This is a genomic window from Pseudomonas sp. 1928-m, from assembly GCF_029269135.1.
Lineage (GTDB): Bacteria > Pseudomonadota > Gammaproteobacteria > Pseudomonadales > Pseudomonadaceae > Aquipseudomonas.
Genome location: NZ_JARIXO010000001.1, coordinates 1548676 through 1574648 on the forward strand (window position 1 = coordinate 1548676; position 25973 = coordinate 1574648).

27 protein-coding genes, 1 tRNA gene and 1 pseudogene are annotated in these 25973 nt (G+C 60.4%); 14 read left to right on the top strand and 15 right to left on the bottom strand.

Annotation, left to right across the window (positions count from 1 at the left end):
• Positions 1-21: 21 nt before the first annotated feature.
• The 5 genes from P3C18_RS06925 to P3C18_RS06945 all read left to right on the top strand — a co-directional run bounded on the left by P3C18_RS06925 (position 22) and on the right by P3C18_RS06945 (position 5195).
• The gene (locus tag P3C18_RS06925) at positions 22-621 is read left to right on the top strand and encodes a DoxX family protein (RefSeq protein ID WP_275961106.1); all 600 of its coding nucleotides are present in this window, start codon (positions 22-24) and stop codon (positions 619-621) included.
• A 227-nt stretch (positions 622-848) separates the two neighbouring features.
• On the top strand, positions 849-2174 hold the full coding sequence (locus P3C18_RS06930; RefSeq protein WP_275961107.1) for a porin: 1326 nt from the start codon (positions 849-851) through the stop codon (positions 2172-2174).
• Between the two features lie 86 nt (positions 2175-2260).
• The gene (locus P3C18_RS06935; RefSeq protein ID WP_275961108.1) at positions 2261-3178 is read left to right on the top strand and encodes a ParB/Srx family N-terminal domain-containing protein; all 918 of its coding nucleotides are present in this window, start codon (positions 2261-2263) and stop codon (positions 3176-3178) included.
• 82 nt (positions 3179-3260) lie between these two features.
• Positions 3261-4382: a GNAT family N-acetyltransferase gene (locus P3C18_RS06940; protein ID WP_275961109.1), complete on the top strand. Its 1122-nt coding sequence runs from the start codon at positions 3261-3263 to the stop codon at positions 4380-4382.
• 72 nt (positions 4383-4454) lie between these two features.
• Positions 4455-5195: an MgtC/SapB family protein gene (locus P3C18_RS06945; RefSeq protein WP_275961110.1), complete on the top strand. Its 741-nt coding sequence runs from the start codon at positions 4455-4457 to the stop codon at positions 5193-5195.
• Between the two features lie 24 nt (positions 5196-5219).
• Here the strand turns inward: P3C18_RS06945 and P3C18_RS06950 are convergent, their stop codons facing one another.
• The 4 genes from P3C18_RS06950 to P3C18_RS06965 form a co-directional block, all read right to left on the bottom strand.
• Complete coding sequence (locus tag P3C18_RS06950) at positions 5220-7052, bottom strand: ABC transporter ATP-binding protein (RefSeq protein ID WP_275961111.1); 1833 nt, start codon at positions 7050-7052, stop codon at positions 5220-5222.
• A 124-nt stretch (positions 7053-7176) separates the two neighbouring features.
• Positions 7177-7731, bottom strand: a complete 555-nt coding sequence (locus P3C18_RS06955) for a peptidylprolyl isomerase (protein WP_275961112.1) — start codon at positions 7729-7731, stop codon at positions 7177-7179.
• Positions 7732-7743: 12 nt separating this feature from the next.
• Positions 7744-8556, bottom strand: coding sequence for an alpha/beta hydrolase (locus tag P3C18_RS06960; protein ID WP_275961113.1), 813 nt, complete (start codon positions 8554-8556; stop codon positions 7744-7746).
• Positions 8557-8572: 16 nt separating this feature from the next.
• Complete coding sequence (locus tag P3C18_RS06965; RefSeq protein ID WP_275961114.1) at positions 8573-9499, bottom strand: LysR family transcriptional regulator; 927 nt, start codon at positions 9497-9499, stop codon at positions 8573-8575.
• 84 nt (positions 9500-9583) lie between these two features.
• On the opposite strand from P3C18_RS06965, the gene P3C18_RS06970 reads away from it, so the two are divergent.
• The 3 genes from P3C18_RS06970 (at position 9584) to rarD (ending at position 11750) form a co-directional block, all read left to right on the top strand.
• Entirely contained in the window at positions 9584-9898 is a 315-nt protein-coding gene (locus P3C18_RS06970; RefSeq protein ID WP_275961115.1) for a 3-phosphoglycerate kinase, read from the top strand.
• Between the two features lie 156 nt (positions 9899-10054).
• Positions 10055-10654 (top strand): FMN-dependent NADH-azoreductase, encoded by a 600-nt coding sequence (locus P3C18_RS06975; protein ID WP_275961116.1) that lies wholly within the window; start codon positions 10055-10057, stop codon positions 10652-10654.
• A gap of 199 nt (positions 10655-10853) precedes the next feature.
• Complete coding sequence (gene rarD / locus P3C18_RS06980) at positions 10854-11750, top strand: EamA family transporter RarD (protein WP_275961117.1); 897 nt, start codon at positions 10854-10856, stop codon at positions 11748-11750.
• On the opposite strand, the gene P3C18_RS06985 is transcribed toward rarD, so the two are convergent.
• From P3C18_RS06985 to P3C18_RS06995, 3 genes are all read right to left on the bottom strand, one after another.
• Entirely contained in the window at positions 11745-12299 is a 555-nt protein-coding gene (locus P3C18_RS06985; protein WP_275961118.1) for a dihydrofolate reductase family protein, read from the bottom strand. The two genes, rarD and P3C18_RS06985, sit on opposite strands and share 6 nt — an antisense overlap.
• Before the next feature lie 85 nt (positions 12300-12384).
• Positions 12385-12789: an anti-virulence regulator CigR family protein gene (locus P3C18_RS06990; protein WP_275961119.1), complete on the bottom strand. Its 405-nt coding sequence runs from the start codon at positions 12787-12789 to the stop codon at positions 12385-12387.
• 56 nt (positions 12790-12845) lie between these two features.
• On the bottom strand, positions 12846-13499 hold the full coding sequence (locus tag P3C18_RS06995; protein WP_275961120.1) for a 7-cyano-7-deazaguanine/7-aminomethyl-7-deazaguanine transporter: 654 nt from the start codon (positions 13497-13499) through the stop codon (positions 12846-12848).
• 253 nt (positions 13500-13752) lie between these two features.
• On the opposite strand from P3C18_RS06995, the gene P3C18_RS07000 reads away from it, so the two are divergent.
• Together P3C18_RS07000 and P3C18_RS07005 are read left to right on the top strand one after the other, a co-directional pair.
• Complete coding sequence (locus P3C18_RS07000) at positions 13753-15102, top strand: DEAD/DEAH box helicase (protein WP_275961121.1); 1350 nt, start codon at positions 13753-13755, stop codon at positions 15100-15102.
• 256 nt (positions 15103-15358) lie between these two features.
• Positions 15359-15574 (top strand): annotated as a pseudogene (locus P3C18_RS07005) (DUF1294 domain-containing protein); the annotation flags it as partial.
• 89 nt (positions 15575-15663) lie between these two features.
• Here the strand turns inward: P3C18_RS07005 and P3C18_RS07010 are convergent.
• A complete protein-coding gene (locus P3C18_RS07010; RefSeq protein ID WP_275961122.1) occupies positions 15664-16644 on the bottom strand; it encodes a zinc-dependent alcohol dehydrogenase family protein in 981 nt (326 codons plus the stop codon).
• 159 nt (positions 16645-16803) lie between these two features.
• Between P3C18_RS07010 and P3C18_RS07015 the strand changes: the two genes are divergently transcribed.
• Entirely contained in the window at positions 16804-17526 is a 723-nt protein-coding gene (locus P3C18_RS07015) for a transporter substrate-binding domain-containing protein (protein ID WP_275961123.1), read from the top strand.
• 20 nt (positions 17527-17546) lie between these two features.
• Here the strand turns inward: P3C18_RS07015 and P3C18_RS07020 are convergent, their stop codons facing one another.
• Positions 17547-19766, bottom strand: coding sequence for an LTA synthase family protein (locus tag P3C18_RS07020; protein ID WP_275961124.1), 2220 nt, complete (start codon positions 19764-19766; stop codon positions 17547-17549).
• A gap of 228 nt (positions 19767-19994) precedes the next feature.
• A complete protein-coding gene (locus P3C18_RS07025; protein ID WP_169852821.1) occupies positions 19995-20183 on the bottom strand; it encodes a hypothetical protein in 189 nt (62 codons plus the stop codon).
• A 313-nt stretch (positions 20184-20496) separates the two neighbouring features.
• Here P3C18_RS07025 and P3C18_RS07030 point away from each other — a divergent pair, with 313 nt between their 5' ends.
• Together P3C18_RS07030 and P3C18_RS07035 are read left to right on the top strand one after the other, a co-directional pair.
• On the top strand, positions 20497-21339 hold the full coding sequence (locus tag P3C18_RS07030) for a S1-like domain-containing RNA-binding protein (RefSeq protein WP_275961125.1): 843 nt from the start codon (positions 20497-20499) through the stop codon (positions 21337-21339).
• A 133-nt stretch (positions 21340-21472) separates the two neighbouring features.
• Positions 21473-21548 (top strand) — tRNA-Thr (locus P3C18_RS07035).
• 14 nt (positions 21549-21562) lie between these two features.
• Here the strand turns inward: P3C18_RS07035 and P3C18_RS07040 are convergent.
• Positions 21563-22099 (bottom strand): thermonuclease family protein, encoded by a 537-nt coding sequence (locus tag P3C18_RS07040; RefSeq protein ID WP_275961126.1) that lies wholly within the window; start codon positions 22097-22099, stop codon positions 21563-21565.
• A 286-nt stretch (positions 22100-22385) separates the two neighbouring features.
• Between P3C18_RS07040 and P3C18_RS07045 the strand changes: the two genes are divergently transcribed.
• The gene (locus P3C18_RS07045; RefSeq protein ID WP_275961127.1) at positions 22386-22721 is read left to right on the top strand and encodes a hypothetical protein; all 336 of its coding nucleotides are present in this window, start codon (positions 22386-22388) and stop codon (positions 22719-22721) included.
• A 1-nt stretch (position 22722) separates the two neighbouring features.
• Here P3C18_RS07045 and P3C18_RS07050 read toward each other — a convergent pair whose 3' ends face one another.
• The 4 genes from P3C18_RS07050 to P3C18_RS07065 form a co-directional block, all read right to left on the bottom strand.
• Positions 22723-23160 (bottom strand): ABA4-like family protein, encoded by a 438-nt coding sequence (locus P3C18_RS07050; protein WP_275961128.1) that lies wholly within the window; start codon positions 23158-23160, stop codon positions 22723-22725.
• 121 nt (positions 23161-23281) lie between these two features.
• Positions 23282-23944, bottom strand: a complete 663-nt coding sequence (msrA, locus tag P3C18_RS07055) for a peptide-methionine (S)-S-oxide reductase MsrA (protein WP_275961129.1) — start codon at positions 23942-23944, stop codon at positions 23282-23284.
• A 2-nt stretch (positions 23945-23946) separates the two neighbouring features.
• The gene (gene msrB / locus P3C18_RS07060; RefSeq protein ID WP_275961130.1) at positions 23947-24462 is read right to left on the bottom strand and encodes a peptide-methionine (R)-S-oxide reductase MsrB; all 516 of its coding nucleotides are present in this window, start codon (positions 24460-24462) and stop codon (positions 23947-23949) included.
• A 385-nt stretch (positions 24463-24847) separates the two neighbouring features.
• The gene (locus P3C18_RS07065) at positions 24848-25885 is read right to left on the bottom strand and encodes a GGDEF domain-containing protein (protein ID WP_346015624.1); all 1038 of its coding nucleotides are present in this window, start codon (positions 25883-25885) and stop codon (positions 24848-24850) included.
• Positions 25886-25973 lie beyond the last annotated feature (88 nt).

Consider the following 25973-nt stretch of genomic DNA (forward strand, 5'->3'; position numbering starts at 1 on the left):
GCCGGCTTGTGGAGATTTATCATGCTGAGCTTTTTCAATCGTCTCCAGGACGCCCTGGATGCTTCGCGTCGCCTGGACTTTATTGGCCCGCTGTTGTTGCGCCTGTATCTGGTGCCGGTGTTCTGGATGGCTGGCATGCACAAGCTGGCCGATATCGACGCCACCGCCGCCTGGTTCGGCAACCCGGATTGGGGGCTGGGCCTACCATTTCCCGAACTGCTGGCCTGGGCGGCGGCGCTGACCGAGGCGGGCGGGGCGCTGCTGCTGTTGTTCGGTCTGGCGGTGCGCTGGGTGAGTATTCCGCTGATCGTCACCATGCTGGTGGCAATCTTCGCCGTGCACCTGCCCTATGGCTGGCAGGCGATTGCCGATGCTAGCGCACCGTTCGCCAATGAGCGGGTAATGGAGTCGGTGGGCAAGCTCGAACGCGCCCGCGAGCTGCTTAAAGAACACGGCAATTACGACTGGCTGACCAGCAGCGGCAAGCTGGTGGTGCTGAACAACGGCATCGAGTTTGCCGCCACCTATCTGGTGATGCTGGTGGCGCTGTTTTTCAGTGGGGCCGGACGTTGGTTAAGCCTGGATTACTGGCTGAACCGGACATTACGTCAGCAGCCCTGAGCCAAACATGGCCCGCCGCCGCAGGGGGCGGTGGGCCGCTGGCAGTGCCGGTCTAGAGCGCTTTTCACTGCTTATAGGCAAAGGAAGTAAAAAGTTCCGTTGTAATCAAATATTTATATATCAGCAACTGCCCTGAAATATCCCGCCGCCAAGATTCCCTCCAGCACGAACGAGCCCCAGCGCTCGGGTGTTTTCAACACTTAAAAGTCCATTTAGAGGAATCTTCGATGATCCGTAAGCACAGCTTTCGTGGAGTAATGGCCGGCTTCGCAACCAGCGCTCTGGCCCTGGCCGTTTCCGCCCAGGCTTTCGCCGGTACCGTCACCACTGACGGCGCCGATCTCGTGATCAAGACCAAGGGTGGCCTGGAAGTCGCCACTACCGACAAAGAATTCAGCTTCAAACTGGGCGGCAAGCTGCAGTGGGATGCCACCAACTTTGACGGCCTGATGGCCGCAGGTGAGAAGGATCGCTTTGACGACACTTTCAACACCTTCATTCGCCGTGGTGAGATATCTATCGAAGGCGTGGCCTACAAGGACTGGGGCTACGGCACCCGTTTCACCTACGACAAAGGCAACACCAAATTTGACCGCGCGTTCATTACCTATGCCGGCTTGGGTTTTGCTGACATCACCGTGGGTAAGTATGGTGTGGACTACGGTCTTGAAAACACCACCAGCTCGTCCTGGATCACCGGCATCGAACGTCCGTTCATGTACGATTTCCTCAATGGTGATGAAGATACCGAGTTCGGTGTCAACGTCATGCACACTGGTGATAATTACGGTCTGATGGCTCAGGTCGGCAACTACGCCACTAACACCGACGGCGGTGACAAAGGTGGCGATGATAACGATGAAGTGTTTGGTTATACCTTGCGCGCCAACTGGGCTCCTTACCTGAACGGCACTGATGTTGTGCATCTGGGTGCCAACTACCACAGCAGCCGTCCTGACGATAACCGTGCCCGTGCTCGCAGCCGTCTGGGTATCCGCAGTGATGCCGATGCTCGCCTGACCTTTGCCAACGTTGCTGAGGCAGACAAGGACAATGAGTGGGTACTGGAGGCTGGTGCGCAGTTTGGTTCCTTCCGTGCGCAGGCTGAATACTTCCAGCGTGACATCTCTGGCAAAGCTGCCAACACCGATGCCGATATTGATGGCTACTACGCGCAGGTTTCCTACATGTTCGGTGGCGCCCGTGGTTACAAGGCTGGCGCTGGCAAGTGGGATAAGCCGACTGATATGAAAGGTACCTTCGAGCTGTTCGCTCGCTATGAAAGCACCAATGTCGATGCCAATGCAGGCGCCATCCCGGCTCAGCTGAATGACAAGATCAACGGTGTAGTAGCTGCCAATCCGAACAGTGATTTCACTGCTGATGCCATGGTGGTGGGTGTCAACTACTTCGCTACTCCAGCTGTCCGTATGAGCCTGAACTACGTTGACTACGAAGTCGACAACGTCAACACCACTGCTGTTGCTGGCGGCGACAACAAGAATGTTGATGACGGTAAAGCCATCATCGGCCGTCTGCAGTACGTATTCTAAGTAACACCGCTTAACCGCTGCTCCTATCTTTGAGCCCCGCCTAGTGCGGGGCTTTTTTTCGAGTTTTTTGTGTGAGGAAAAGTCTGATGCGCATCTGTGCTGTGTTGTTACTGATGGCGGGTTTAAGCGCTGCGGCCGTGGCTGAGGATTATCGCGCGGCCAAGCCGGGTGATTTGTTGCAGGTGCGCCTTGAGCAGTTGCACCCGACTCAGGTCGTGGTGGGGTATGACCAGATTTATTACAAGCTCGGGCGTTTTAGCAAAGAGCCGAACAAGCTCTTTGATGAGTATTGCGAGGCCAATGGCCAGGGTGAAAGCCGTGAGGTGCCGAAGGGCGCCAAGCTGCATCAGCCGGACAGCTTCAGTTGCCAGGGCGCAGTGGCTGCAAACAGCAGTGAAATGAAAACCGTGGTGGTCGGTCCCGAGGGCCAGCTGTACCTGACCGATGGTCACCATACCTTCACCACCCTGTGGGAGCAGCCCGAAGGCGGCGCAACGCTGGCGATGTGGGTCAAGGTGACCGACAACTTCAGCGACAGCCCGGACCTGCCCAGTTTCTGGCAGCGCATGCAGGCCGCGCGCAAGGTCTGGCTCAGGGATGGCCAGGGCAACGCGATCACCCCGGAGCAGATTCCGGCGCAGCTTGGCCTGGCCAATCTGGGTGATGATCCCTACCGCGCGCTGGTGTATTTCACCCGTGAGGTGGCCTACGACAAACCGCGCTCGGGCGATGTGGCTCCGGAGTTTCTGGAGTTCTACTGGGGCAACTGGCTGCGCGACCAGCTTAACCTGAGCGAGTACGACCTGCGCGACAAGGGCGATTACCGCGATGCGATTGCTGCTGCGGCCAAGCTGATGGTCGCTCTGGAGGCCGATAGCACTGTGGGCGACAGCGGTTTCAAGGCGGCTGAGCTGGGCGGCTATTCCTCCGTCGACCGCAAGGAAATGGGCAAGATGGCCAGTAAGAAGCTGCCATATATGGTTGCTTACAAAGCCACTCGCTGACACGGTCATATCGCGCCAGGCAAGGTGTCTGGCGCCGGGCTTGGCGCTATAGTGCGGCCTTGTCTGATTCGCCGAGTCGTCGATGTTGCTGAGCCAACTGAACTCCATCCATGAAATTGCCGCCAGTCAGTGGGATGCTCTGCTGACTGATGCGCAGCCTTTCTTGCGCCACGCTTTTCTCTCGGCTCTGGAGGACAGTGGCAGTGTGGGCGGCCGCACTGGCTGGCAGCCTGCTCACGCCGCGTTGCTGGGCGCGCAGGGCCAGCTGCTGGCGGCCATGCCGGGTTATGTGAAAAGCCATTCCTATGGTGAGTACGTGTTCGACCATGGTTGGGCGGATGCCTGTCACCGCGCCGGCATCGACTATTACCCCAAGCTGCTCGGCGCAATTCCCTTCTCCCCGGTTACCGGTCAGCGCCTGCTGGGCGCACCGCAGGCGGCCGGGCAATTGCTTGATGAGCTAAGCGCTGGGCTGGAGCAGCAGGGCCTGTCGAGCCTGCATATCAACTTCACCACCGAGGCCGAAAATGCCCTGCTGCAGGGCCGTGACGGCTGGTTGCAGCGCTTGGGTTGTCAGTTCCACTGGCGCAACCGCGGTTACCGGGATTTTCAGGATTTTCTCGACGCGCTCAGTTCGCGCAAGCGCAAGCAGATGCGCAAAGAGCGCGAGCAGGTGGCGGGGCAGGGCATCGAGTTTGACTGGCGAGAAGGCCATCAGCTTAGTGAGCTGGAGTGGGATTTCGTCTACCTGTGTTACGCCAACACCTACCGCGTGCGCGGCCAATCCCCCTACCTGACGCGCGCTTTCTTCAGCCTGCTGGCCGAGCGCATGCCGGAGATGATCCGCGTGGTGCTCGCTCATCAGGCCGGCAGGCCGGTGGCCATGGCCTTTAGCCTGGTTGGTGGCGATAGCCTGTATGGCCGTTACTGGGGTTGCCTGGCCGAGTTCGATCGGCTGCATTTCGAGACCTGTTTCTACCAGGGTATGGACCATGCCATCGCCGCTGGCCTGCAACGCTTCGACGCAGGCGCCCAGGGCGAACACAAACTGATTCGCGGCTTCGAGCCGGTGATCACCCACTCCTGGCACTACCTCTGTCACCCCGGCCTGCGCAATGCCGTGGCGAACTTTCTCGCTGAAGAACAGCACGGCGTACGCGGTTATGCCGAGCAGGCACGCGAGCTGCTGCCTTACCGCCAATAGCGCGCCAGCTCGCGCAGTTTGCCGGGGCGGCAACTACGCTCAGAGCATGTCCGCAGCTTTGCGAGGTGTGTTGTGAGTGCATTTGCCCTGGTCGATGAGTTCTGGCTGCTGCCGGGCGTGGCGGTCAATCTGACTCTGTTTATGAATATGCTCGGCGCGCTGCTGCTTGGCCTGCTGGTCGGTTATGAGCGCTCTTACCATGGCCGGGCGGCGGGCATGCGTACCTATGGCATGGTTTGCATGGCCTCCTGTGCGCTGACAGTGTTGTGCGTATACCCGCAGCACTGGCTGGGCGATCACTCCTTGGCCAGTGTTGACCCAACGCGAGTGATTCAGGGCGTGGTTACCGGTATTGGTTTTCTCGGCGCCGGGCTGATCATGAAGGACGGCATGAGCATCAGCGGCCTGACCACGGCGGCGTCGATCTGGGCCTCTTCGGCGATTGGCGTGTTGGTGGGCGTCGGCTTCTATGGCGCGGCGGTGCTGCTGAGCCTGATTTCCGCCGGGTTGATGATGTGGGGCGCCAAGCTGGAAGCACGGCTGCCATCGCGCCCGGCGCTGGCTATTGTGCTGCGTTTCGCCCCTGGGTTTGTCCGCCCGCATGAGGCGCGTTTGCGTGAGATTGCCCGCGAGCGTGGCTATGTGATTGCCGGTGGCTCGTTCACCGTAAGTTTCGACCAAGGCCAGCTGGAGTGGCGCTTTGTCGCTGTGGCGGTGGACGGGCAGAAGAGTGCGCGGATCAGTGATATGGCCGACGAGCTGGCGCAACTGGAAGGGGTGGCTAAGTTTCAGATGGCCCATGCGCGCAACTGAGCTTCGCCAAGTGTCAGCTCACCCTCAGTCCACGCCAACAAAGCCGCCAGTCTGATGCTGCCAAAGCCGCGCGTAGAGGCCGCCTGCGGCGATCAGTTCACTGTGACTACCGGTCTCGACAATGCGCCCCTGATCGATCACCACCAGGCGGTCCATGCGCGCAATGGTCGACAGGCGGTGGGCGATGGCGATCACCGTTTTGCCCTGCATCAGGGTATCCAGGCTTTCCTGAATCGCCGCTTCGATTTCCGAGTCCAGTGCCGAGGTGGCTTCGTCCAGCACCAGAATCGGCGCGTCCTTGAGCAGCACGCGGGCGATGGCGATGCGCTGGCGCTGGCCTCCGGAGAGTTTTACTCCGCGTTCGCCGATCTGCGCGTCGAAACCATGGCCGCCCATGCCGTCGTCCAGTAGCGGGATAAAGCTGTCGGCGCGAGCCTTGCGTACGGCATCGAGCAGCTGTGCTTCGCTGGCTTCGGGTTTGCCGTAGAGCAGGTTGTCGCGGATCGAACGATGCAGCAGCGAGGTGTCCTGGGTGACCATACCGATCTGCGCACGCAGGCTTTCCTGGGCCACCTCGGCGATGTTCTGGCCGTCAATCAGGATGCGTCCGCTCTCCAGGTCGTAGAGGCGTAGCAGCAGGTTGACCAGGGTCGATTTGCCGGCGCCGGACGGGCCGACCAGGCCGATCTTCTCGCCGGGCGCCACCGTCAGGCTCAGGCCGGCGATCACGCCGTTACGCTTGCCGTAATGAAAGTGGATGTTGTCGAACTGCACGGCACCCTGGCTGACGTGCAGTGGTTTGGCTTGCGCTTGGTCGAGTACCTGGCGCGGCTGGACGATGGTTTTCATGCCGTCCTGCACGGTGCCGACGTTTTCGAAAATGCCATTGACCACCCACATGATCCATTCGGCCATGCCGTTGATGCGGATCACCAGGCCCAGCGCCAGGGCGATAGCGCCAGTGCTGATCAGTTGCTGATCCCACAACCACAGGGCCAGCGCGCCGGTGCCGACGATCAGCATGCCGTTGAGGCAGGTGATCAGGAAATCCAGGGTGGTGATGATGCGCGACTGCAGGCGCACCTTGCCGAGCAACTCCTGCATGGCTTCGCGGGCGTAGTGTTCCTCGACCTGGGTGTGGGCAAACAGCTTGAGGGTGGTGACGTTGCTGTAGCCGTCGACCACCCGGCCCATGACTTTCGAGCGCGCCGCAGAGGCCGCCGCAGAGCGCGCTTTGATGCGCGGCACGAAGTACCAGAGCGCCGCGCAGTAGCCGACTATCCACAGCAGCAGCGGGGCAATCAGGCGCAGGTCGGCGGCGGCAAACAGGTACAGCGCGCTGGCGGCGTACACCAGCACATGCCAGAGCGCATCAACCACCTGCATCGCCGAGTCGCGCAGTGAAGGGCCGGTTTGCATGATGCGCTGGGCGATGCGCCCGGCGAAATCGTTCTGGAAGAAACTCAGGCTCTGCTTGAGCACATAGCGGTGGTTCTGCCAGCGGATCAGGTTGGTCAGGCCGGGGTTGATGGTCTGGTGCGTCAGCAGGTTGTGCAGGCCGAACACCAGCGGGCGGATGACCAGCGCCACCAGCAGCATCCACAACAGGGTGCCTTGATGTTGCTCGAAGAACTCGCCACTCGGGGTGTTCTGTGTCATGTCGATCAGCTGACCGAGGAAGCTGAACAGCGCCACTTCGATCAGAGCGGCGACAAAGCCGACCACCAGCACGGCGATCATCAACGGCCAGACCTGGCGCAAATAGTAGGCATAAAACGCCAGCATGCCGGCCGGTGGCTCGACATCCGGGCTGGCTTTGAAAACGTCGATAAGGCTTTCGAAACGGCGAAACAACATGTCAGGCATCCTGCCTAAATCAGGTAATAGCACCCGATTCTAACGAGTTTGCCCAGGTGGATGTTGCGCAGAAAAAGCAGGAGGGAAACGCGCGGGGTGAGCAGGCTCACCCCGCGCGGGGTTATCAGAGACGCTTGGCGGCGGTGATCAGCACCGGCTCACGTGGGACGTTCTGATGGCCGCCACGGTTGGCGGTCGGCACCTGGGCGATCTTGTCGACTACGTCCATGCCCTTCACCACCTTGCCGAATACGGCGTAACCGAAGTCGCGTGAGCCGTGATCGAGGAAGGCGTTGTCCTTGTGGTTGATGAAGAACTGGCTGGTGGCGGAGTCGCGTACCTGTGTACGGGCCATGGCCAGGGTGCCGCGCACGTTGTGCAGGCCGTTGTCAGCTTCGTTCTTGATCGGCGCCTGGGTGTTTTTCTGCTGCATGTCGGCATCGAAACCGCCGCCTTGCACCATAAAGCCCGGAATTACCCGGTGGAACTGGGTGCCGGCGTAGTAGCCGCTGTCGACGTAGGCGAGGAAGTTGGCGGTGCTGATCGGCGCCTTCTCGGCATCCAGTTCGATCTCGATTTCACCGAGGCTGGTGGTCAGCAGCACTTTCGGGTTTTCGGCGGCCAGCAGGCTGCCGGCAAACAGGATGGAGCAGGCGGCGAGGGTGAGGGTCTTGAACATGCGTAGTAGTCCTTATTGTGGCTTGGCAGTGGAGGCGGCCTGTTCGACTTCGGCAAGGAAGGCTAGCAGGCTGCTGTTGAATTGTTCGGGTTGATCCAGCGGTGTGGCGTGGCGCGAATCTTCAATCACCAGCAGGCGCGCATTGACCATTTCATCGACGTAGGCCTGCTTCTGCGCCACCGGGGTGTAATCGCGGTCGGCCGTGATCACCAGGGTCGGACAGCTGATTCGCGCCAGGCGTTCCCGCACGCCCCAGCCGATAATCGCATCCAGGCTGGCAAGGTAAGCACGCTTGTTGTTCTGCGGCCAGCGTTGCAGGATTTTCTGCCGCAGCTCTTCCTGCTCCGGCTTGGGGAATAGCAGCCTGCCCAGGGCCTTGGCAATGGTGTCGAGGCTGAGCAGGCGCGACAGGCTCCAGCGTTTGGCAATTTCGATGTAGTCGCGCGGGCTTTTCGCCTTCACTTCCGGACCGCTGTTGACGATGCACAGGCTCTTCAGCAGCTCGGGGCGATCTACGCCGAGCTGAAAGCCGATCATGCCGCCCATGGAGATGCCCACCAGATGCACCTGCGGCAGCTGCAGGTGCTCGATCAGCGCTGCCACATCCTCGGCAAAACCCTGAATGCTGTAGCGCTCGCGGGGTTTGTCCGAGCGGCCGTGGCCGCGTACATCGAGGGCGATGACCCGGTAGTGACGGGCCAGCTCGGGGATCTGGTATTCCCAGTCGCGGGTGCTAGAGCCGAGGCCGTGAACCAGCAGCACCGGCGCACCATGGCCGTATTCCTCGTAGTGCAACTGGCAGTCGTCGTTAGTGAAATAGGACATCTGCTGGACTCCTTAATCAGGCCGAGGGCAGGGGCGCAGCAAAGGCTGCATTCAAAGGGGCGGCATCGAAGCGTTGGATCAGCTCGACGAGAATCTGCGTGGCCGGGCCCAGGGGCTTGTCCTTGTTCGAGTAGAGGAAGAACAGCGGATTACGGCTGCCGCCCTGATCCAGCGGCAGCGGTTTGAGCAGGCCATCCTTGAGTTCGCGCTCGATCAGGTGGCGCGGCAACCAGGCAAAGCCCAGGCCGTTGCTGACAAAGGTAGCGGCGGTGGCCAGGCTGCCGACCGTCCAGCGATGCTCCGCGCCAAGCCAGCCGACATCGCGCGGCTGCTGGCGACCGGAGTCGCGGATCACCACCTGCATCTGGCTTTCCAGATCCTGAAAGGTCACCACCCGCTGCAGGCGGTGCAGTGCATGCTCGGGGTGAGCCACGGCGACAAACTCCACGGTGCTCATTTCCGCGCCGAGAAAGCCGGGAATATTCAGCGCGCTGATGGCCAGGTCGGCGATGCCGTCCTTGAGCACTTCTTCCACCCCGGACAGCACTTCCTCGCGCAGGCGCACGCGGCAGCCACGGCTTTGCGGCATAAACGCGGTCAGCGCACGGACCAGGCGCGCATTGGGATAGGCGGCGTCGACCACCAGGCGCACTTCGGCTTCCCAACCCTGTTCCATATGGTGAGCGAGGTCTTCCAGTTGGCTGGCCTGTTTGACCAATTGTCGCGAGCGGCGCAGCAGCACGTCACCGGCTTCGGTCAGCACCGCCTTGCGTCCATCGATACGCAGCAGCGGCACGCCGAGCTGTTCCTGCATACGCGCCACGGTATAGCTGACCGAGGATTGCGAGCGGTGCAGCACCTCGGCCGCCTGGGCAAAGCCGCCATGGTCGACCACCGCCTGCAGGGTGCGCCATTGATCGAGGGTTACGCGGGGGGCTTTCATAGTGTTTTCCCGTCTACAGGTTCTAGGGTGCAAATGCTGACGCAATCAACCTAAACTGGCCGTCTTTTGCTGGAGACTGCCCTGATGAAAAAGCTTTGTTGTGCGCTGCTGGCCTGCTTGCCGCTGACTGTCATGGCCTACCCGATTGAGGTGGAGAAACAGCTCAATGGCGCTGAAGTCTCGGCCACCACCCAGGAAATCGACCACAACATGGGCGGTTTGCAGCTGTACAACTATGGCCGCAGCGCCGCCAAGTGCACGGCGCTGTTCCGCAATGGCCCGGAAGCGCCGCGCACCCGCAAGGTCAGCCTGGCTGCCGGTGAAAGCAGCAACCTGGCGGTGAAGTTCAGCCGCAGCATTATCAAACTACGGGTCAAACTGACCTGTGAACTCAGCTAACAAGAGCAGGCTGCAACAGCCCAGAGACTAAGCCTGGGCTGGCTATAAATCAAATTATTAGATTGTTTGGTGCAGATATTTGCGCTTTTTAATCGGATTGCACGCTACTATTCTTTGCCCATCGACGTTCAACAACCCTTCGATGGAGCAAACAACATGGCAAACGTCCTGGTAATTGAAAGCAGCGCCCGTCAGCAAGGTTCGGTTTCGCGTCAGCTGACTGCACAATTTATCGCCAACTGGCAGGCTGCCAATCCGGCGGATCAGATCAAGGTGCGTGACCTGGCGGTTGATCAGGTGCCGCATCTGGACGCCAACCTGCTGGGCGGCTGGATGACGCCGGCCGGGCAGCAGAGTGAAGCCGAGCAGGCTGCGCTGGCGCTGTCCAACCTGCTCACCGATGAGCTGCTGGCCGCTGATGTGCTGGTGCTGGCCGCGCCGATGTACAACTTCGCCATCCCCAGCACCCTGAAGGCTTGGCTCGATCACGTGCTGCGCGCCGGGGTGACCTTCAAGTACACCGAAACCGGCCCGCAAGGCCTGCTCAGTGGCAAGCGCGCTTTCGTCCTGACCGCCCGTGGCGGCATCTACGCCGGCGGTACTCAGGACCATCAGGAACCCTACCTGCGTCAGGCGCTGGCCTTTGTCGGTATTCACGATGTCAGCTTTATCCACGCCGAAGGCCTCAACCTGGGCGGCGACTTTATGGAAAAGGGCCTGAACCAGGCCAAGGCGCAACTGGCCCAGGCCATCTAGTTTTCCGCTGCTACCTGCTCTCCTGGCGTCCGGTGCTCCTGGACGTCTCTGCCCGCTCTGCTGATGCCGTGCGGGCTTTTTTATGTCCTGCGTTTTTGCGCTGTACGGCTGTTTAAGTACCTAGCTGTGTCGCTTTGTGGCTGTGGTCTTAACTACAAGCCAGGCAAGATGCTGGGGTCTGATTGAGCAGGGTGATGTGATGCAGCTGTCTGGGCGCGGTGTGGCGCTGTCGATTATTGCTTCGGTGTTGTTTGCCGTGGTGCCCGGCTATGTGCGCCTGCTGGCACCACTGGATGGCTTGCAGGTATTTGCCCAGCGAGTGCTCTGGTCGATGCCGGCGGTGTTGCTGCTGATTACCCTGTCGCGGCAATGGCCGGTGCTGCTGGCTGCCTGTGGCCGTGTGCGGCGCGAGCCTTTGCTGCTGGCCAGCCTGCCGCTGGCGGCGCTGTTGATGGGCATTCAGTGGGCGCTGTTTGTCTGGGCACCGCTGGCCGGGCGCATGCTGGAAGTGTCGCTGGGCTATTTTCTTCTGCCGTTGGCCATGGTGCTGGCCGGGCGGGTGTTTTATGGCGAGCGGCTGCGGCCGTTGCAGCGTCTGGCGGTGTTCTGCGCCTTGCTCGGCGTGGCCCATGAACTGTGGCTGACCCAGGCGTTCTCCTGGGTGGTGATGGTCACGGTGCTGGGCTACCCGCCGTATTTTATGCTGCGCCGCTGGATGCGCCTGGACGCCTTGTCCGGCTTTGCCTTCGAGATGCTGTTTATGGCGCCGGTGGCAATCTGGCTGGTGCTGCAGTGGAGCCCGCCGCAGCTGTTTAGCCAGGCGCCGCAGCTGTGGTGGCTGCTGCCGGGGCTGGCGATCCTCAGTTCCCTGGCGTTTGCCGCGATGATGGCTGCCAGCCGGCTGCTGCCGATGGGGCTGTTCGGCATTCTCAGTTATGTCGAGCCGGTGCTGCTGTTTCTGGTGGCGCTGCTGTTTCTCGGCGAGCAGTTCAACAGCGCGCAGTGGCTGACCTATCTGCCGATCTGGCTGGCGGTGCTTTTGGTCGGCTGGGACAGTGCGCGGTTGCTGCTCAAGCAGGCTCGGCAAGGGTTATAGAACGACATCCGCAGGGTTTTCCGGCAGCACCTGATAGTGCAGCTGCACCACGCCGCTGCTGAAACTGCGTTGTTCGTGCAGCCTCAGGCTGCGCTCCAGACCGCTGGAAAACATCGGAATACCGGCACCCAGCAGATAGGGCTCCAGGCTCACCACTAGCTCATCGAGCAGGCCGGCGGCGAAGCAGTTGCCCGCCAGCGAGCCGCCACCTACCAGCCAGATACGTTGATGGCCCTGGGTGGCCAGCTCAGTCAGGGCTTCGCTTGGCGTGCAGTGGCGCATGCTTACGCCCGGCGGCAAGTGCTGGTGGGGGTAGCGGGTCAATACCAGGCAGGGTTTGTTGGGGTAGGGCCAGGCCCCTTCGCAGTCCATCAGTGCATCGAAAGTCATGCGGCCCATCAGCAAGGCGTCGATGCCGTCATAAAAGGCGTGGTAACCGTGGTCGTCGCCAGAGGTCTGGATGGCTTCCAGCCAATCGACTCGGCCATCCGGGCGAGCGATATAGCCGTCCAGACTGGCGGCTACGTAGTAGATCAAGGTGGGTTTCATGCTAAGCCCCCAAACGCAGACGAAGGGCTCGGCTGAAGCCCCTGGTCAGTGGAGTGGCAATAGGGGACAAAGTTTCCTGGCAGGCTCAGTCCAGCACGTTCTGCAAAATCTCGTAGATCAGCCCCGTAGCCAGGGTGACGAGCACCACGTCGGTGCCCACTTGCTGCCATTCGTAGCCTTCGTAGCGCGGCAGTTGGCCGAGCAGGCGATTGTCGAAGCGCTTGGCAATACCCGGCGGCAGCGGCTTGCCGCGCGCCAGGTTCTTGCGGATGCCCGGTGGCAGAGACTGGGCTGGGCCGATCAGGTCGCGGTTATCGCCAAGGATGATGCGCACCTGGCCAATGTCGATGCTCGGGCCACGGATGTCGACGCGCACATCGCTGTCATCGCCATGTTTGTGGGCTTTGTCATGTTTGGGCGCGGCTTCGGCGTTGGCGAGTGTTAGCGCCAGGCCAAGGCCGGCGAATAACAGGGGTAGCGAACGGGACATGGCAGAACTCCGTAGCGGGGTATGAGCTTTGGAGGTCGGCCTGACGCTAAGGTTCCTCAGGCCGTCTTCGCCCTGGTGGCGGTCATGACGCGGAGTATGGCATTGAGCAACATGCCGTAGAGCGGCACGAACAGCAGCAGGCTGACCACCAGCTTGACCCCGTAATCGACCGTGGCGATTTCCACCCAGTGTTCGGCCATAAACGGGTTGCTGCTGTTCCAGAACGCCACCGAGAAGAACGCGTAGGTGTCCAGCAGGTTGCCGAAGATGGTTGATACGGTTGGCGCTACCCACCACAGCGACAGCTGGCGCAGGCGGTCAAATACCTGAATATCGAGGAACTGCCCCAGCACGTAGGCGAGGAAGCTGGCGATGGAGATGCGCAGCACGAACTCGTTGAACTCCAGCAGTGCGCCGAAGCCGCGAAAGCTGGCTTCCTGAAACAATACCGAGACGATGTAAGAAATCAGCAGCGCCGGCAGCATTACCCGGGCGATCACCAGGCGCGCCGTACGTTTGCCGAGCAGGCGCACGGTCAGGTCGGTGGCCAGGAAAATAAACGGGAAGCTGAACGCGCCCCAAGTGGTGTGCCAGCCGAACAGGGTGATTGGCAGCTGCACCAAGTAGTTGCTGGCGATGATGATCAGGATATGGAACAGCACCAGGGCCATAAGCGCATTGCGCAGGCGCTGAGGGGCGGTAATGAGCATGACGGAACCTTTTTGCTGAATGGGGTTAGGGAACCCATGCCATCCGGAATTGAATGGCGGCGCGCATTCTACCGGCGCGACGCGGCGCTTGCGTAGTGGCCTGACGGGAGGCCTCGTTCTGCGCCCTTTTAGTGTCCTGCTGCCGGGCTGCAAACTAGGCTACAGACGCCGTTGGCCAGGCCGTTCGGGCTTTTAGCCGACAGAACCGGTAATCTATGCTGCTGTTTTGCTGATTTTTTGTCGAGGTATACCCGTGTTTTCCCAATTCGCCCTGCATGAACGCCTGCTCAAAGCCGTGGCCGAGCTGAAATTTGTCGAGCCCACCCCGGTGCAGTTGGCGGCCATTCCGCTGGCGCTACAAGGGAAAGACTTGCGGGTTACCGCGCAAACCGGCAGCGGCAAGACCGCGGCCTTTGTGCTGCCGATGCTCAATCGTCTGCTCGGTGATGGCGCCTCCTCGCCGCGCATGAGCGTACGCGCGATGATTCTGCTGCCGACCCGCGAGCTGGCGCAGCAGACCCTGAAAGAGGTCGAGCGCTTCGCTCAGTTCACCTTCCTCAAGGGCGGGCTGATCACCGGTGGGGAAGACTTCAAGGTGCAAGCCGCCATGCTGCGCAAGGTCGATATTCTGATCGGCACGCCTGGCCGCCTGATCGAACACGCCAATGCCGGCAACCTGCTGCTCGATGAAGTCGAAGTGCTGGTGCTCGATGAAGCCGACCGCATGCTCGACATGGGTTTTGCCGAGGACGTGCAGCGTTTGTCTGAGCTGTGCAACGCCGACCGTCAGACCCTGCTGTTCTCCGCCACCAGTGGCGGCGCAGTGCTGCGCGAAGTGGTTGGCAAGGTGCTGAAAGAGCCTGAGCACCTGCAGCTCAACCGCGTCAGCCAGCTCAATGAGGGCACCCGTCAGCAGATCATCACCGCTGACCACAACCATCACAAAGAGCGTCTGGTCGAGTGGTTGCTGAAGAACGAGACCTACGACAAGGCGATCATCTTCACCAATACCCGGGTTCAAGCCGACCGCCTGTATGGCAAGTTGGTTGCCCACGACTTCAAGACCTTTGTGTTGCACGGCGAGAAGGACCAGAAGGATCGCAAGCTGGCCATCGACCGCCTCAAGCAAGGCGCGGTGAAGATTCTGGTGGCCACCGATGTGGCGGCCCGTGGCCTGGATGTCGACGGCCTGGATCTGGTGATCAACTTCGATATGCCGCGCTCCGGCGACGAATACGTGCACCGCATCGGCCGCACTGGCCGTGCGGGGGCCGAAGGTCTGGCGATCTCGCTGATCTGTCATAACGACTGGGCGCTGATGTCGAGCATCGAGCGCTATCTCAAGCAGCGTTTCGAGCGCCGCAATATCAAGGACCTCAAGGGCATCTACCAGGGCCCGAAAAACCTCAAGGCGTCGGGCAAAGCGGTTGGTCCGAAGAAGAAAAAGATCGACCCGAAAACCGGCAAGAAGCTCGCCACGAAAAAGCCGGCCGCCAAGGCACCGAAGCGCAACACCATCAACCGGCCGAAACCCGATGCGCCGGTGCTGGTCAGCCAGGACGGCCTGGCGCCGCTGAAGCGCCGTACGCCAGCTGCCGAGTAACGTCGTGGGCCGCTGGGTCTGCTGGCTTGCTGCACTGTTAATCACCGCGCAGGCGCAGGGCGCGGTGCACAAATGCCTGCAGCCTGACGGTGTGGTGCTCTACAGCGATCAGCCCTGCAGCATCGCCCACAGCAACCTGGCCTTGAGTGTCAGCAATTACGCCAGCTACCCGCCGCTGCTGCAGGGGGTGGCGCAGCTCTGGCACGAACGGCTGCAGCCGCTGCTGGTCGGGGTTGATGTGCTGGCCGTGCTGGCGCTGGTTTACGGGCTGATGAGCCTGATCTGCTTTATCGCCTACTACCGCGACAAACAATTCGCCATCAAGGGTCAGCAGCGTACGCCCGAGGTGCGCCTGCATCTGTATGAATTGTTGGGTGGCTGGCCGGGCGGGTTGCTGGCGCAGCGGCTGATTCGGCATAAGAACCGCAAGCTGAGTTATCAGCTGCTGTTCTGGTTGATCGTCTTGCTGCACCTGGCCGTGGCGGGGTTGGTGCTGTGGTTGAGCAATACGCCTGCAGGCGGCTGAAGACGGCGGGTTAGCCGCCGTCTTCAGGTTAGCTGCTACTTCGGTACGATCAGAATTTTGCCGTCACGCTCGCCACTGGCGGCGGCCGCCACGGCCTGCTTGATCTCGCTGACGTCATAGGTGGCGGCCACCCGTGTGTGCAACTTGCCGCTGGCGATCAGCTGCACCAGCTCGCCAAATACCTTCATCTGCTCGGCCTGGCTGGCGTTCTGGAACCATTTGGCCAACCAGAAGCCGCGCAGGCTGACATCGCGAAACACAAACGACGCGGGCGATACCTGGCACGGCTGGCGGCTCATCATCCCGTAGTTAACCAGCACGCCGCCTTCGCAGAGGCTGGCAGCCAGGTGATCGGTCGACTCGCCGCCTACAGCATCGATACCCAAACGCACGCCTGCACCGCCAGTGGCTGCGCGCACGCGCTTGGCCAGGTCCGGGCCATCGACCAGCACCACATCACCGCCTTCGGCCTCAACGCCGGCTACCGCTGATTCGCGGCGCACCACGTTGATGGTCTTGAAGCCGCGCAGCTTGGCCAGCTGGATCAGGTAGCTGCCGACGCCCGAGTTGGCGGCGTTCTGGATCACCCAATCACCGGGCTTGAGGTCGACGAACTCACTGAGCATCAGGGAGGCGGTCGGCGGGTTGACCGTGAGCATCGCCAGTTGCTGTGGGTCGGCTTCCGGCAGGGGAATAAGTTTATTGGCCGGCGCATTCAAATGGCTGACCCAGGTACCGCAGCCCACTGGCAACAGCACCATCTGGCCGACTTTCAGGTTGCCGACCTCGGCGCCCAGGGCTTCCACCCGGCCAACCCCTTCGTTGCCGCCAATCGCTGGCAGCGGCGGCAGCATGCCGTATTCGCCGGTGAGGGTCAGCACATCGGATGGGTTGATTGGTGCAGCCAGCACCTTGATGCGCACCTGGCCGGCGCCAGGCTCTGGCAGTTGCAGTGCTACGGCGGCAATCACTTCGTGAGGTTGCGGGCCGCGTTGTTGGTATTCGGCTTTAAGCATGAAGGTTCTCCAGTGGGCAGCGACTGACTCGGGTGGCAAGAGTCTAGTCCTGTATGTGCCCTGGGCGACTAATTCGGATTAATCGATCTCAGTGATAGAACAATGCAGAGTCAGGTCATAGCCGGCTATGCTGGGCCCTGGTTCAACTCGAGTATCGCCATGAAGTGGGTGTGGGTCTGTTGTTTGTTGTCGTGCAGCCTGAACGTGTCGGCGCAAGCCTTGCGCGTGGGCTTTGGCACGCACAAACCGCCGTATATCTTCGAGAATGAAGCCCGTGGCCTGGAGCACGATATTGTGATGACTGCCGCGCAACGCGGCGGGCTGGAGCCGGTGGCGTACTACGCGCCGATGGAGCGCTTGAACCTGATGCTGAGCAAGGGCCAGATCGACGTTATTGCCACCACCAACGAGCGCAGCGGCGGCTCTATTTTTTATTCGGATGCCTATATCCGCTACCAGAACGTTGCGGTGGCCTTGCGCTCGCGCAACCTGGATATCCAGCGTATCAGCGACCTGGTGGGTTACTCGGTGAATGCCTTCCAGCGCGCGCGTTTTCTGCTCGGCAGCGAGTTTCAGGCCATGGCTGAAAACAACCCGCGCTACCGCGAAGAGGCCTTTCAGATTGCCCGCAATCGCATGCTCTACAGTGGCCGGGTGGATGTGGTGGTGACGGACATGCGCATCCTGCGTTACTTCAACCGCGAGGTGTACACCCAGGTTGATGTGACCCAGCCGCTGACCCTGTATCCGATTTTTGCGGCCACCGACTACAAGCTGGGGTGCCGCCTACAGGCTGATTGCGAGCGTTTCAATCAGGGCTTGGCGGCGATTCGGGAAAGTGGCGAGTACACCACCATCGAACGCCGTTACGCCATGCACTGACACGCCGGTACATCGGCGGCTTATGGGGCGATCTCGTCGAGGCCCTCTTGTGCGGCCAGCAGTTCTTCCTCGGTTTGCAACGGCGTGCTGCTGACGCTGAAATCGACAATCTCGATAGCGCCCTGACCCTGACCCAACAGATGGAAGGAGAACGCCTTGCGTGCGTGCGGGTTGTCGAAGGTGAAGCTGACTTCGACAGGCTTGTCACGGGTCAGCAGCGGCAGCTCGGGGATCGCCAAGTCGACGTTGCGGTCGTATTCCTTGGTTTTCAATTGCAGCGTGGCGCCCTGTTTATCCAAGCGTAGGGCGCGGATTTTCAGGGTTACTGTGGTCTGTGTGTCCTTGCCCAGGGTCAGGTACTGCGCGCCCACCAGGTTGTCTGCCCAGTCATCACTGGCGTTGGGTTTGAGCTTGATGGGCTGCAGGTTGGCGAACTGGTAGCGCTGTTCGGCCTGGTCGCCGTGGCTCAGTGATTGGTCAAGCAGGGCCGCTTGCTGGCTGATCAGGCGCGCCGGTTTGCCGCTGAAACGGCCCAGGTAGCGTGCGCTGTCGGCAATAAAACCAGGGCTGGCGTAGCGCCGGCAGACATTCTGGAAATCGCATTCGGTCAGCGTGCCCTGGCCGTCATGCCGGCGCAGCAGGCCATTGGTGTAGGAGATGATCTCGCGGCCCGTGGCGTAGTCACGCAGCAATGAGCGTCCGGCGATATTGCTAGGCACCGGGAAGGCGAAGTAGTCGAGCACCGAAGCGGTCAGGTCGACATGGCCATACACGCCTTGCTTGAGCGCCGGCAGCTGCGCCTGTTCGGGAGCCAGCAGCAGGTTGAAGCCCCAGGCCGAGGCCAGGCGTACGTTCTCCACACCGTGGGATTCATCCGAGGTGACGATCACCAGGGTGTCTTTCATCACCCCCTGTTTTTCCAAGGCGTTGAGGAAGTCGGCGATGGCGTCATCCAAGTAGGCAATCGCCGCCAGCTTGGCGTTGGGGTGACGGTCGAGGTAGTCCTGCGGAGCGGAGTAGGGTTGGTGAGTGCCCACGGTCAGCAGGGTTAGCATCCAGGGTTGGCGTTTTTTGCGCAGTTGCTGCACGTAACCCAGGGCGCCTTCGAAGTAGGCTTTGTCGTCCATGCCCCAGGGGAATTCGATGTAGGGTTTGTTCTTGAACCAGTCGCGGCCCAGGGTCTTGTCGAAACCCATCTGCGGCATGATCTGGTCCTTGGCCATAAAGCGCAGCCCGGCACCTTGCAGAAAGTGCGTGCTCAGGCCGCGTTCGCGCAGCTGTGCGGGCAGGCATTGCTCGCTGCGCGCCGGGTTGTTGAGCAGCTCAACGCCTTTCGGGGTGCCGGAGTCGAGTTTGTTGTAATCGCCGCAGAGCATGGCGTAGAGGCCGCGGATGGTTTGATGGCCATGCAGCACATAGTCAGTGGTGAGCATGCCGCGCTCGGCCCACTGGCTCAGACGTGGCATCGGGTCCTGCGCATAGCTGCTGCCGATGGCTTGGCGACTGGCTTGCAGATAAGCGCCGGTGACGCCTTCGAGGGTGATAATCAGCACGTTGCGGGCGCTGCCGGCTTGCTTGAGCAGCGGCGTGCCATGCAGGTCGAGTTGGTTCAGGCCGCTGATATCGGGTGGGCTGCTTGGCTCGTTACCAGCCAGCCAGTCGGCCAGGTGTTGCTGGCCGCTATTGCTACTTTCCGCCAGCAGCTTGTGCGGCAGGTTGAACTGCAGCCATTGGGCCGCTTCGCTGGGTTTGAGTTGCTGGCCAACTGTGTGTACGGCAAACAGGGCCAGCGGTAGCAGCAGCCAGGTGCGCGATAGCGCGGCGGCGCGGCGGGGTGTTTGTAAGCTGCGTAGCCCCAGGTAAAGCGCCACCAGTACGGCCATGGCCAAGGCCAGTAGCGGTTGGCTCAAGCCACTGCCCTGGGTTGAATGGCTGACGAATTGTGCGTCGCCCAGGTATTGCAGGTCGGCCGGCTCCGGCATGCGCCCCACGGCATTAACCAGCTCGGCGGTGCTCAGGGTAAAGATGCACCAGACCAACAACAGAGGAATGCTCAGCAGCCAGGAGCGTTGGTACAAAAGCACCACCAGCAAGCTGCCGACTGCCAGGTCAGACAGGTAGCCATAGGCGTGCGACCAGCCCAGCGTGTAGCGGCTGAGCAACGGCAGGGCGAGTAATAACAAACCGAGGGTAAGCAGGGTGCTGGAAGGCTGTCGCAGCCAATTGCAGGTAACGCGCACGGGTACTCCTGGGGCGATTGCCATCGTTCAGCAGTGGCAATGCCGAAACAGCCGCAAGACGCGGGCTGACATGATTCTGAAACAAGGTTGTGCTAAGCGCCAGAGGCTGGGGCGCAAAAGGGCAAAACAACTGATGTCGGGATGGGAAAAGACGCGGGGGATGGGGAGGGGTTATGCACTGGCCAGCGCCTTGTCATTGCGAGCAAAGCGCTGCATGGCCAGAAAGCGTTACTTTTTACCGATGGTGATCTGCTTGGTGGTGCCGTACACCTGGCCGCTGACGCCTTTGGCAATTTGCTGAATTTCCCCGCCGGATTTCAGGAAGGCTTCGATCTGTGCGTCGATCGAGGCGCTGGTTTCCACGGCTGGAGCCGGCTTGGGTTTGCTGTTGGATGCTTTTACGCGCATGACGGCCATTAACCTACTCAAAAATTAATTTGGCCGCGCATAATACTCGAAATGCTTGACAATTGCTTGATAAATAAAGCCCGGATGTGGCGATATGCAGAGAGATTATTCTGTAAATAGTCCGGGTAATTAGCGGATATACCAGTAAGTGGTTGTTTTAATACGAATAGATAATTCGTGTTGAGGCGGCATCTCGCGACCTGGGCCATCGGTCGGATTGCCCCGCAAGGTCATCCGGCTGGCACCGTGCGATGGCCGGTAGGCCGAGAAATTAACAGGCGAGTCGGCTAGAATGCCGGCCTGGTAATGAGGGTAGGGCATCATGGCGGTAATTGGACGAATGAATAGTTTGCAGGTCGTGAAGCACACCGACTTCGGCCTGTATCTGGATGGCGGCGCGGATGGCGAGATTCTATTGCCCAAACGCTATATCCCGAGCGATACCCCAAGTGAAGTGGAAGACTGGTTGAACGTCTTTATTTACTTGGACAGTGAAGACAAATTGATTGCCACCACGGAAAAGCCAAAAGTTCAGGTGGGCGAATTTGCCAGTTTGAAAGTTGTGGATATAAACCGGGTGGGCTTATTCCTTAATTGGGGTTTGCCGAAAGATTTATTGCTGCCGCACTCCGAAGAAAAACGCCCCTTGCAGATTGGTGATTACTGCGTGGTGCATGTGTTTCTCGACAAGCGCAGCAAACGCATCACTGCCACCGCACGCCTGGATCGTTACCTGGACAATGTGCCGGCCAACTACACGGCGGGCGAGGAAGTCGACCTGTTGGTGGCCGAATCCACTGATATGGGCTTCAAGGCCATTATCAATGGCAAGCATTGGGGCCTGATCCACAAGAACGAGCTGTTCAAGTTCGTGCGCAGCGGCATGCAGGAAAAAGGCTTTATCAAGGAAGTGCGCGCTGACGGCAAGATCAGCCTGAGCCTGCAGCCGGTTGGTCAGGAAGCCGCCAGCAGCCTGGGTGAGCAGATTCTGGCCAAGCTGCGCGAGCACGATGGCGTGCTCAAGGTGAATGATAAAAGCTCGCCTGAAGAAATTGCCGGGCTGTTTCGGGTCAGCAAGGGCAACTTCAAGAAAGCCATCGGCGGCTTGTACAAGCAGGGTCGCATCGTGATCCACGAAGACCGTATCGAACTGCCGAGCAAGTAAGCAGCGCTCTGCGTTTGCGGTTCACTGCATTGCACCAGCAGTGAACCGTACGTGCTGCAATTGGCTTGCTAGGCTTGAGTGACAGCTTGAGTCGCGTTGCTGCTGGTGTGCTGCGCGACTTAAGCAATATCTTGCCGGTGTAGCTCAGTCGGTAGAGCAGCGCACTCGTAACGCGAAGGTCGTAGGTTCAATTCCTATCACCGGCACCATCTAAGCCAATCCGTTAACCGCCACCAAACTGGGAGAACGACGCCGTTCGACTGGGCTTGGTTTTTTGCGGTGCGGCAATTTTGCCGGCGTAGCGCCAGTCCCAGGGCGCGACTATGTCTTCGGCCGGAAGCTGCCAGAGGCCTTTGCCCATGTTTCTGGCCAGGGTCTCGGCATCTTTGAGCCGGTGGTCTTTCAGCTGTTTGGTATAGGCCCAGGCGGCGCCCTGGGCGACCAGGGTGTGATTCACATCAAGGCTGCCGACATAGGCCCGAGCCAGCGTTCTGCCGTAGCGATCCACCTCTTGCACATGCAGGACCACCTGCTTTTCCAATACCAGATCAGACAGGGCTTGCTTGGCTTCGGCGCCATAGGGCTGCTTTCTTTCCGGTGCGTCGATTTCTGCAAGGCGCACACGCAGCCGTTTGTTTTCCGTGGTCAGGCAGCTGAAGGTGTCGCCTTCGCTGATGGTCATCACCCGGCAGATGAATTGCTCAGCAAGCGCCAAACTGGGCAGGCAGGCGAGAAGCAGTAGCGCGATACGAATAGTCATCTGATTGGCAATGCTCAGGCGAATGCATAGCCGTTGATAGTAATAAATGCTCAGCAGATTAAGCGGGACGGGTATCGCGAAACAGCACTGCGGGTTGTGCGAAGTGCTTAGCCTGCGTTGAACGCTGGGGTTGCTTGTGCTTTCCCACAAACCGAGGATGATTGCTCATTATTTGAGCGATCAAGCCGTATGCGGATGCTCTGTCTGGATCAATGGTCGGAACCGCAGGCGTGCTGGTGTTGCCAAACCTTCAGGTTCGTTGCGCGCCGATGGCGCAGAGGTTGTGATGACGATGTGCAGATATGTGCTCGGTCTGGTGGGGGTGCTGCTGGTGACGCCGTTGTATGCCGAGCAGCAGGCGCCACAGACGCTGCGGGTCATTCCGAAAACCTATATCAGCCCCGGTGCCAGTGGCAGCATCGGCAGCTCGCAGACTATCGAAAGCCATAACCTCTATGGCGGGCAGCGCCTACCCGACGGCCTGCAGCGTCATGAGCAGCGCTACGGCAGCCAGTCGATAGAAAACCGCGGAACGATCAAGCAAACCATTGAATACCCCAATGGCTACCGGGTGCAGCAGTATCCTGGGCAAAGCACTGAATACTATGAGCGCAGTCGCTAGCTCAGGCCGCTATCACCAAGCCCCAGCGCAAGCCTAGAAACGCCAGCAAACCCAACGGGCCGAACATCAGGGTCAGCACATAGCAGGGCAGCAGTGCCCAGTGGCTGATGCCGGCGATGGCGCCTTCGTGGCGGATATACAGCCCGACCATCAGATCGAACGCCAGGATATGCACCCAAGCCGCCAGCGCGGCGGTGGGTTGGCGCAGTAGCGAGAGCACCCCACCAAGGCTGAAGAAACCGGGTCTGCCGCTACCCGGTTCGGGGCGTTGGCGCATCGCGACAAACAGCAGCCAGCTGTAGACGATGGCCAGTAGAACCACGCTAAGGCCCAGCACCAGTTCATCGGTATAGGACCAGAGCGGCAGGCAGACCAGCATCAGCCAGCCGCCCAGGGCGATTAGCGAGGTGAGTTTGAACAGCGGTTTCAACGGGGCCATGGCGTGCTCACTGGGCAAGGTGTGGGCTCAACCATAGCGGATACGGCGGTTGCCGCATCCAGGTATCAGCGGCTGAATACAACGTCATCAGCTGGCGCGAGGGCCAGCTGATGGGCGCGGTTTACTGCTTTTTGCCCCAGAGTTTTTCCAGGCGTTGATCACGACCGCAGCCGTTGCGGTAGTAGTTGTAGCGCAGCGGATTACGTTGGTAGTAGTCCTGGTGATAGTCCTCGGCGGGGTAGAAGGTGCTGGCGGCGAGGATTTCCGTAACCACCGGCGCAGGCAAACGCGCGGATTTCTCCAGGGCGGCCTTGGAGGCTTCAGCCAGTTGCTGTTCTTCTGCGTTGCTGTAGAAAATCGCGCTGCGGTACTGCGGGCCGCGGTCGCAGAACTGGGCGTTGGCGGTGATCGGGTCAATGGTGGGCCAGAAGGCTTCCAGCAGCTTGGCGTAGCTGGTCTTGCTCGGGTCGAAGCGCACCCGTACTGCTTCGATATGCCCGCTGCTGCCGGCTGAGACCTGTTCGTAGGTGGGGTTGTCGACATGCCCGCCGATATAGCCTGAGGTGGTTTCAATCACGCCAGGCACCTTGTCGAAATCCGACTCGGTGCACCAGAAGCAGCCGCCGGCAAAGATCGCCACGCCAGGGTTTTCCACCGTTGGCGTACTGCCTTGCGGCTGCGGCGCCTGGGCGGCGCTGGGTTCACAGGCGGCCAGTAGACCGCCCAGAACGAGGATGCTGCTGGCCAGCAGACGGCGGCGCCAGGTCGAGGTGATAGCAGTCATGTTCAGCTCCGCAGCTCAGGTAAGGCTTCGCCTTGGGGGATAAAGCGCAGGGCCACGCCGTTGTTGCACCAACGTTCGCCGCGCGGTTTCGGGCCGTCATCGAAGACATGACCCTGATGCCCGCCACAGCGTGCGCAGTGGTATTCGGTGCGCGGGAAGAACAGCTTGAAGTCGCGCTTGGTGCCCATATGGCCGGCAATCGGCTGGGTAAAGCTGGGCCAGCCGGTACCGCTTTCATATTTGTCCTGGCTGGCGAACAGCGGCAGGTAGCAGGCGGCGCAGAGGTAGGTGCCGTCGCGTTTTTCCTGATTCAGCGGGCTGCTACCGGGGGCTTCGGTGTCTTCTTCAAAGAGCACGGCATAGGCTTCGGGCGTCAGTAGTGCACGCCAGGCGTCATGGGGTTTATCCAGCGGTGTCACGCTGCTGGCGATGGCTTGCGCCAGGCTGAGTGGGGCGTGACCGAGCAGGGGCAGGGCTGGCAACAGGGCCATTCCCTTGAGCAGGGAGCGTCTTTTCATGGCAGTGCTCTGTGTGAGGTGTGGCCAATAGACAGAGACAAAGCCGAGTTGTTACAGCCTTGCCGGCAGCGCGCGAGAATTTTCCCGCGCAAGTTGTAAGCAAAGATAAACCCGAGGGTCTGTTGCCGTTTCGTTCGCGGCCGCGCCGGAGCCTGTTTTAGCGCGAGGCAAGGCACGAGACACGAAGTTTGGTTGTTCCAAATGAGTGTCGAGAAACGCAGTATCGCGCTAAAACAGGCCCGGCCCTTCGGGTTGCGCGCAAAATCTCGCCATGCGGTGTTGGAGGACTTGGCAAGGGAACAACCATTACCTGCGTCCTCCGCCTAGCCTGGCGAGATTTTTCGCAGCAACGCGGTTCGCGACGAAACGGCATCAGACCCTTTGCTCAGGTGATAGGCAGGCTGCTGGTTTTATCGACGCCGTCATCGATGACAATGCAGTCCCGCCCGGCGTTCTTGGCGCGATACAGGCGTTCATCGGCGCGCTGCAGCATGTTTTCCCAGTGCTCGTCGCGGCGCAGGATGGCCCCGCCGACTGACATGGTCACCGCTCCGCCGGGGCCGCGCAGGTGCTGCGCCACTTGTTGCTGCAGGTGTTGCGCGGCCGCCAGCAGGCCGGCGCGTTCGGTGTTGGGCAGCAGCAGGAGGAACTCTTCGCCGCCGAAGCGGAACAACCGGTCTTCCTTGCGCGATGAGCTTTTGATCAGTTCGACAAAGTCCACCAGCACCTGGTCGCCGGCTTGGTGGCCGTGGCTGTCGTTGATCCGTTTGAAATGGTCCAGGTCCATCACCAGTACGCCGTAGCTGTTGCCGTGGCGGCGGTAAATGGAGGCGGCGATCTTCAACTCTTCATTCATTGCCCGGCGGTTGCGCGCACCGGTCAGCGGGTCGTGGATGGCCAGTTGTTGCAGCTGGTCACGCTGGCTGCTGGTGCGGTAGGCAAACACGAAGCTGAGGGTGCTGGCCATCATGCTGGTGACCAGAAATGAAACCATCTGGTAGTCGCTTTCAAACACCGAGCCGGGCTTTAACTGGCCGTAACCAACCAATGTGGTGAGCACCAAAATAGTGGCCAGCAAGGCCTTGGCGGGCGACACCATAAAGAAGTTGAAGAGGATCAGCGGGTAGATCCAGAACAGGCCGTTGACGCCCAGGTTGATGGCGATCAGCGTTGCGCCGGCAGAGAAGATGGTGGCCAAGTAAATGCCGGGTTTGATCGTGTCACCGGTGCGCCAGGCGTAAAGCACCGCGAGCACGGTGGAAACCACAATCACGGTGTCGGCGGAGCCTACCAGGTAGTTACCGGTGGCTAGCCGGTAGACGGCATAGGGGGTAATGCCAATCACGCCAAACAGGCCCATCAAGGTAATGATGGACAACTGGAAGTCGTTACGCAGGCGCCTGAGCAACCGCGATATGCGCATAGGTAAAGGCCATTGTTGTCGTTGTTATGAGCTAAGCATGCAGAGCTTGCCCTGGCGATGGCAATAGTAAAATCCAGCAAAGTGCCAG

Coding starts and splice junctions, on each gene's coding strand:
- P3C18_RS06925 (WP_275961106.1), top strand. CDS start 22: ATGCTGAGCTTTTTCAATCGTCTCCAGGACGCCCTGGATGCTTCGCGT.
- P3C18_RS06930 (WP_275961107.1), top strand. CDS start 849: ATGATCCGTAAGCACAGCTTTCGTGGAGTAATGGCCGGCTTCGCAACC.
- P3C18_RS06935 (WP_275961108.1), top strand. CDS start 2,261: ATGCGCATCTGTGCTGTGTTGTTACTGATGGCGGGTTTAAGCGCTGCG.
- P3C18_RS06940 (WP_275961109.1), top strand. CDS start 3,261: ATGTTGCTGAGCCAACTGAACTCCATCCATGAAATTGCCGCCAGTCAG.
- P3C18_RS06950 (WP_275961111.1), bottom strand. CDS start 7,052: ATGTTGTTTCGCCGTTTCGAAAGCCTTATCGACGTTTTCAAAGCCAGC.
- P3C18_RS06955 (WP_275961112.1), bottom strand. CDS start 7,731: ATGTTCAAGACCCTCACCCTCGCCGCCTGCTCCATCCTGTTTGCCGGC.
- P3C18_RS06960 (WP_275961113.1), bottom strand. CDS start 8,556: ATGTCCTATTTCACTAACGACGACTGCCAGTTGCACTACGAGGAATAC.
- P3C18_RS06965 (WP_275961114.1), bottom strand. CDS start 9,499: ATGAAAGCCCCCCGCGTAACCCTCGATCAATGGCGCACCCTGCAGGCG.
- P3C18_RS06970 (WP_275961115.1), top strand. CDS start 9,584: ATGAAAAAGCTTTGTTGTGCGCTGCTGGCCTGCTTGCCGCTGACTGTC.
- P3C18_RS06975 (WP_275961116.1), top strand. CDS start 10,055: ATGGCAAACGTCCTGGTAATTGAAAGCAGCGCCCGTCAGCAAGGTTCG.
- rarD (WP_275961117.1), top strand. CDS start 10,854: ATGCAGCTGTCTGGGCGCGGTGTGGCGCTGTCGATTATTGCTTCGGTG.
- P3C18_RS06985 (WP_275961118.1), bottom strand. CDS start 12,299: ATGAAACCCACCTTGATCTACTACGTAGCCGCCAGTCTGGACGGCTAT.
- P3C18_RS06990 (WP_275961119.1), bottom strand. CDS start 12,789: ATGTCCCGTTCGCTACCCCTGTTATTCGCCGGCCTTGGCCTGGCGCTA.
- P3C18_RS06995 (WP_275961120.1), bottom strand. CDS start 13,499: ATGCTCATTACCGCCCCTCAGCGCCTGCGCAATGCGCTTATGGCCCTG.
- P3C18_RS07010 (WP_275961122.1), bottom strand. CDS start 16,644: ATGCTTAAAGCCGAATACCAACAACGCGGCCCGCAACCTCACGAAGTG.
- P3C18_RS07015 (WP_275961123.1), top strand. CDS start 16,804: ATGAAGTGGGTGTGGGTCTGTTGTTTGTTGTCGTGCAGCCTGAACGTG.
- P3C18_RS07025 (WP_169852821.1), bottom strand. CDS start 20,183: ATGGCCGTCATGCGCGTAAAAGCATCCAACAGCAAACCCAAGCCGGCT.
- P3C18_RS07030 (WP_275961125.1), top strand. CDS start 20,497: ATGGCGGTAATTGGACGAATGAATAGTTTGCAGGTCGTGAAGCACACC.
- P3C18_RS07040 (WP_275961126.1), bottom strand. CDS start 22,099: ATGACTATTCGTATCGCGCTACTGCTTCTCGCCTGCCTGCCCAGTTTG.
- P3C18_RS07045 (WP_275961127.1), top strand. CDS start 22,386: ATGACGATGTGCAGATATGTGCTCGGTCTGGTGGGGGTGCTGCTGGTG.
- P3C18_RS07050 (WP_275961128.1), bottom strand. CDS start 23,160: ATGGCCCCGTTGAAACCGCTGTTCAAACTCACCTCGCTAATCGCCCTG.
- msrA (WP_275961129.1), bottom strand. CDS start 23,944: ATGACTGCTATCACCTCGACCTGGCGCCGCCGTCTGCTGGCCAGCAGC.
- msrB (WP_275961130.1), bottom strand. CDS start 24,462: ATGAAAAGACGCTCCCTGCTCAAGGGAATGGCCCTGTTGCCAGCCCTG.
- P3C18_RS07065 (WP_346015624.1), bottom strand. CDS start 25,885: ATGCGCATATCGCGGTTGCTCAGGCGCCTGCGTAACGACTTCCAGTTG.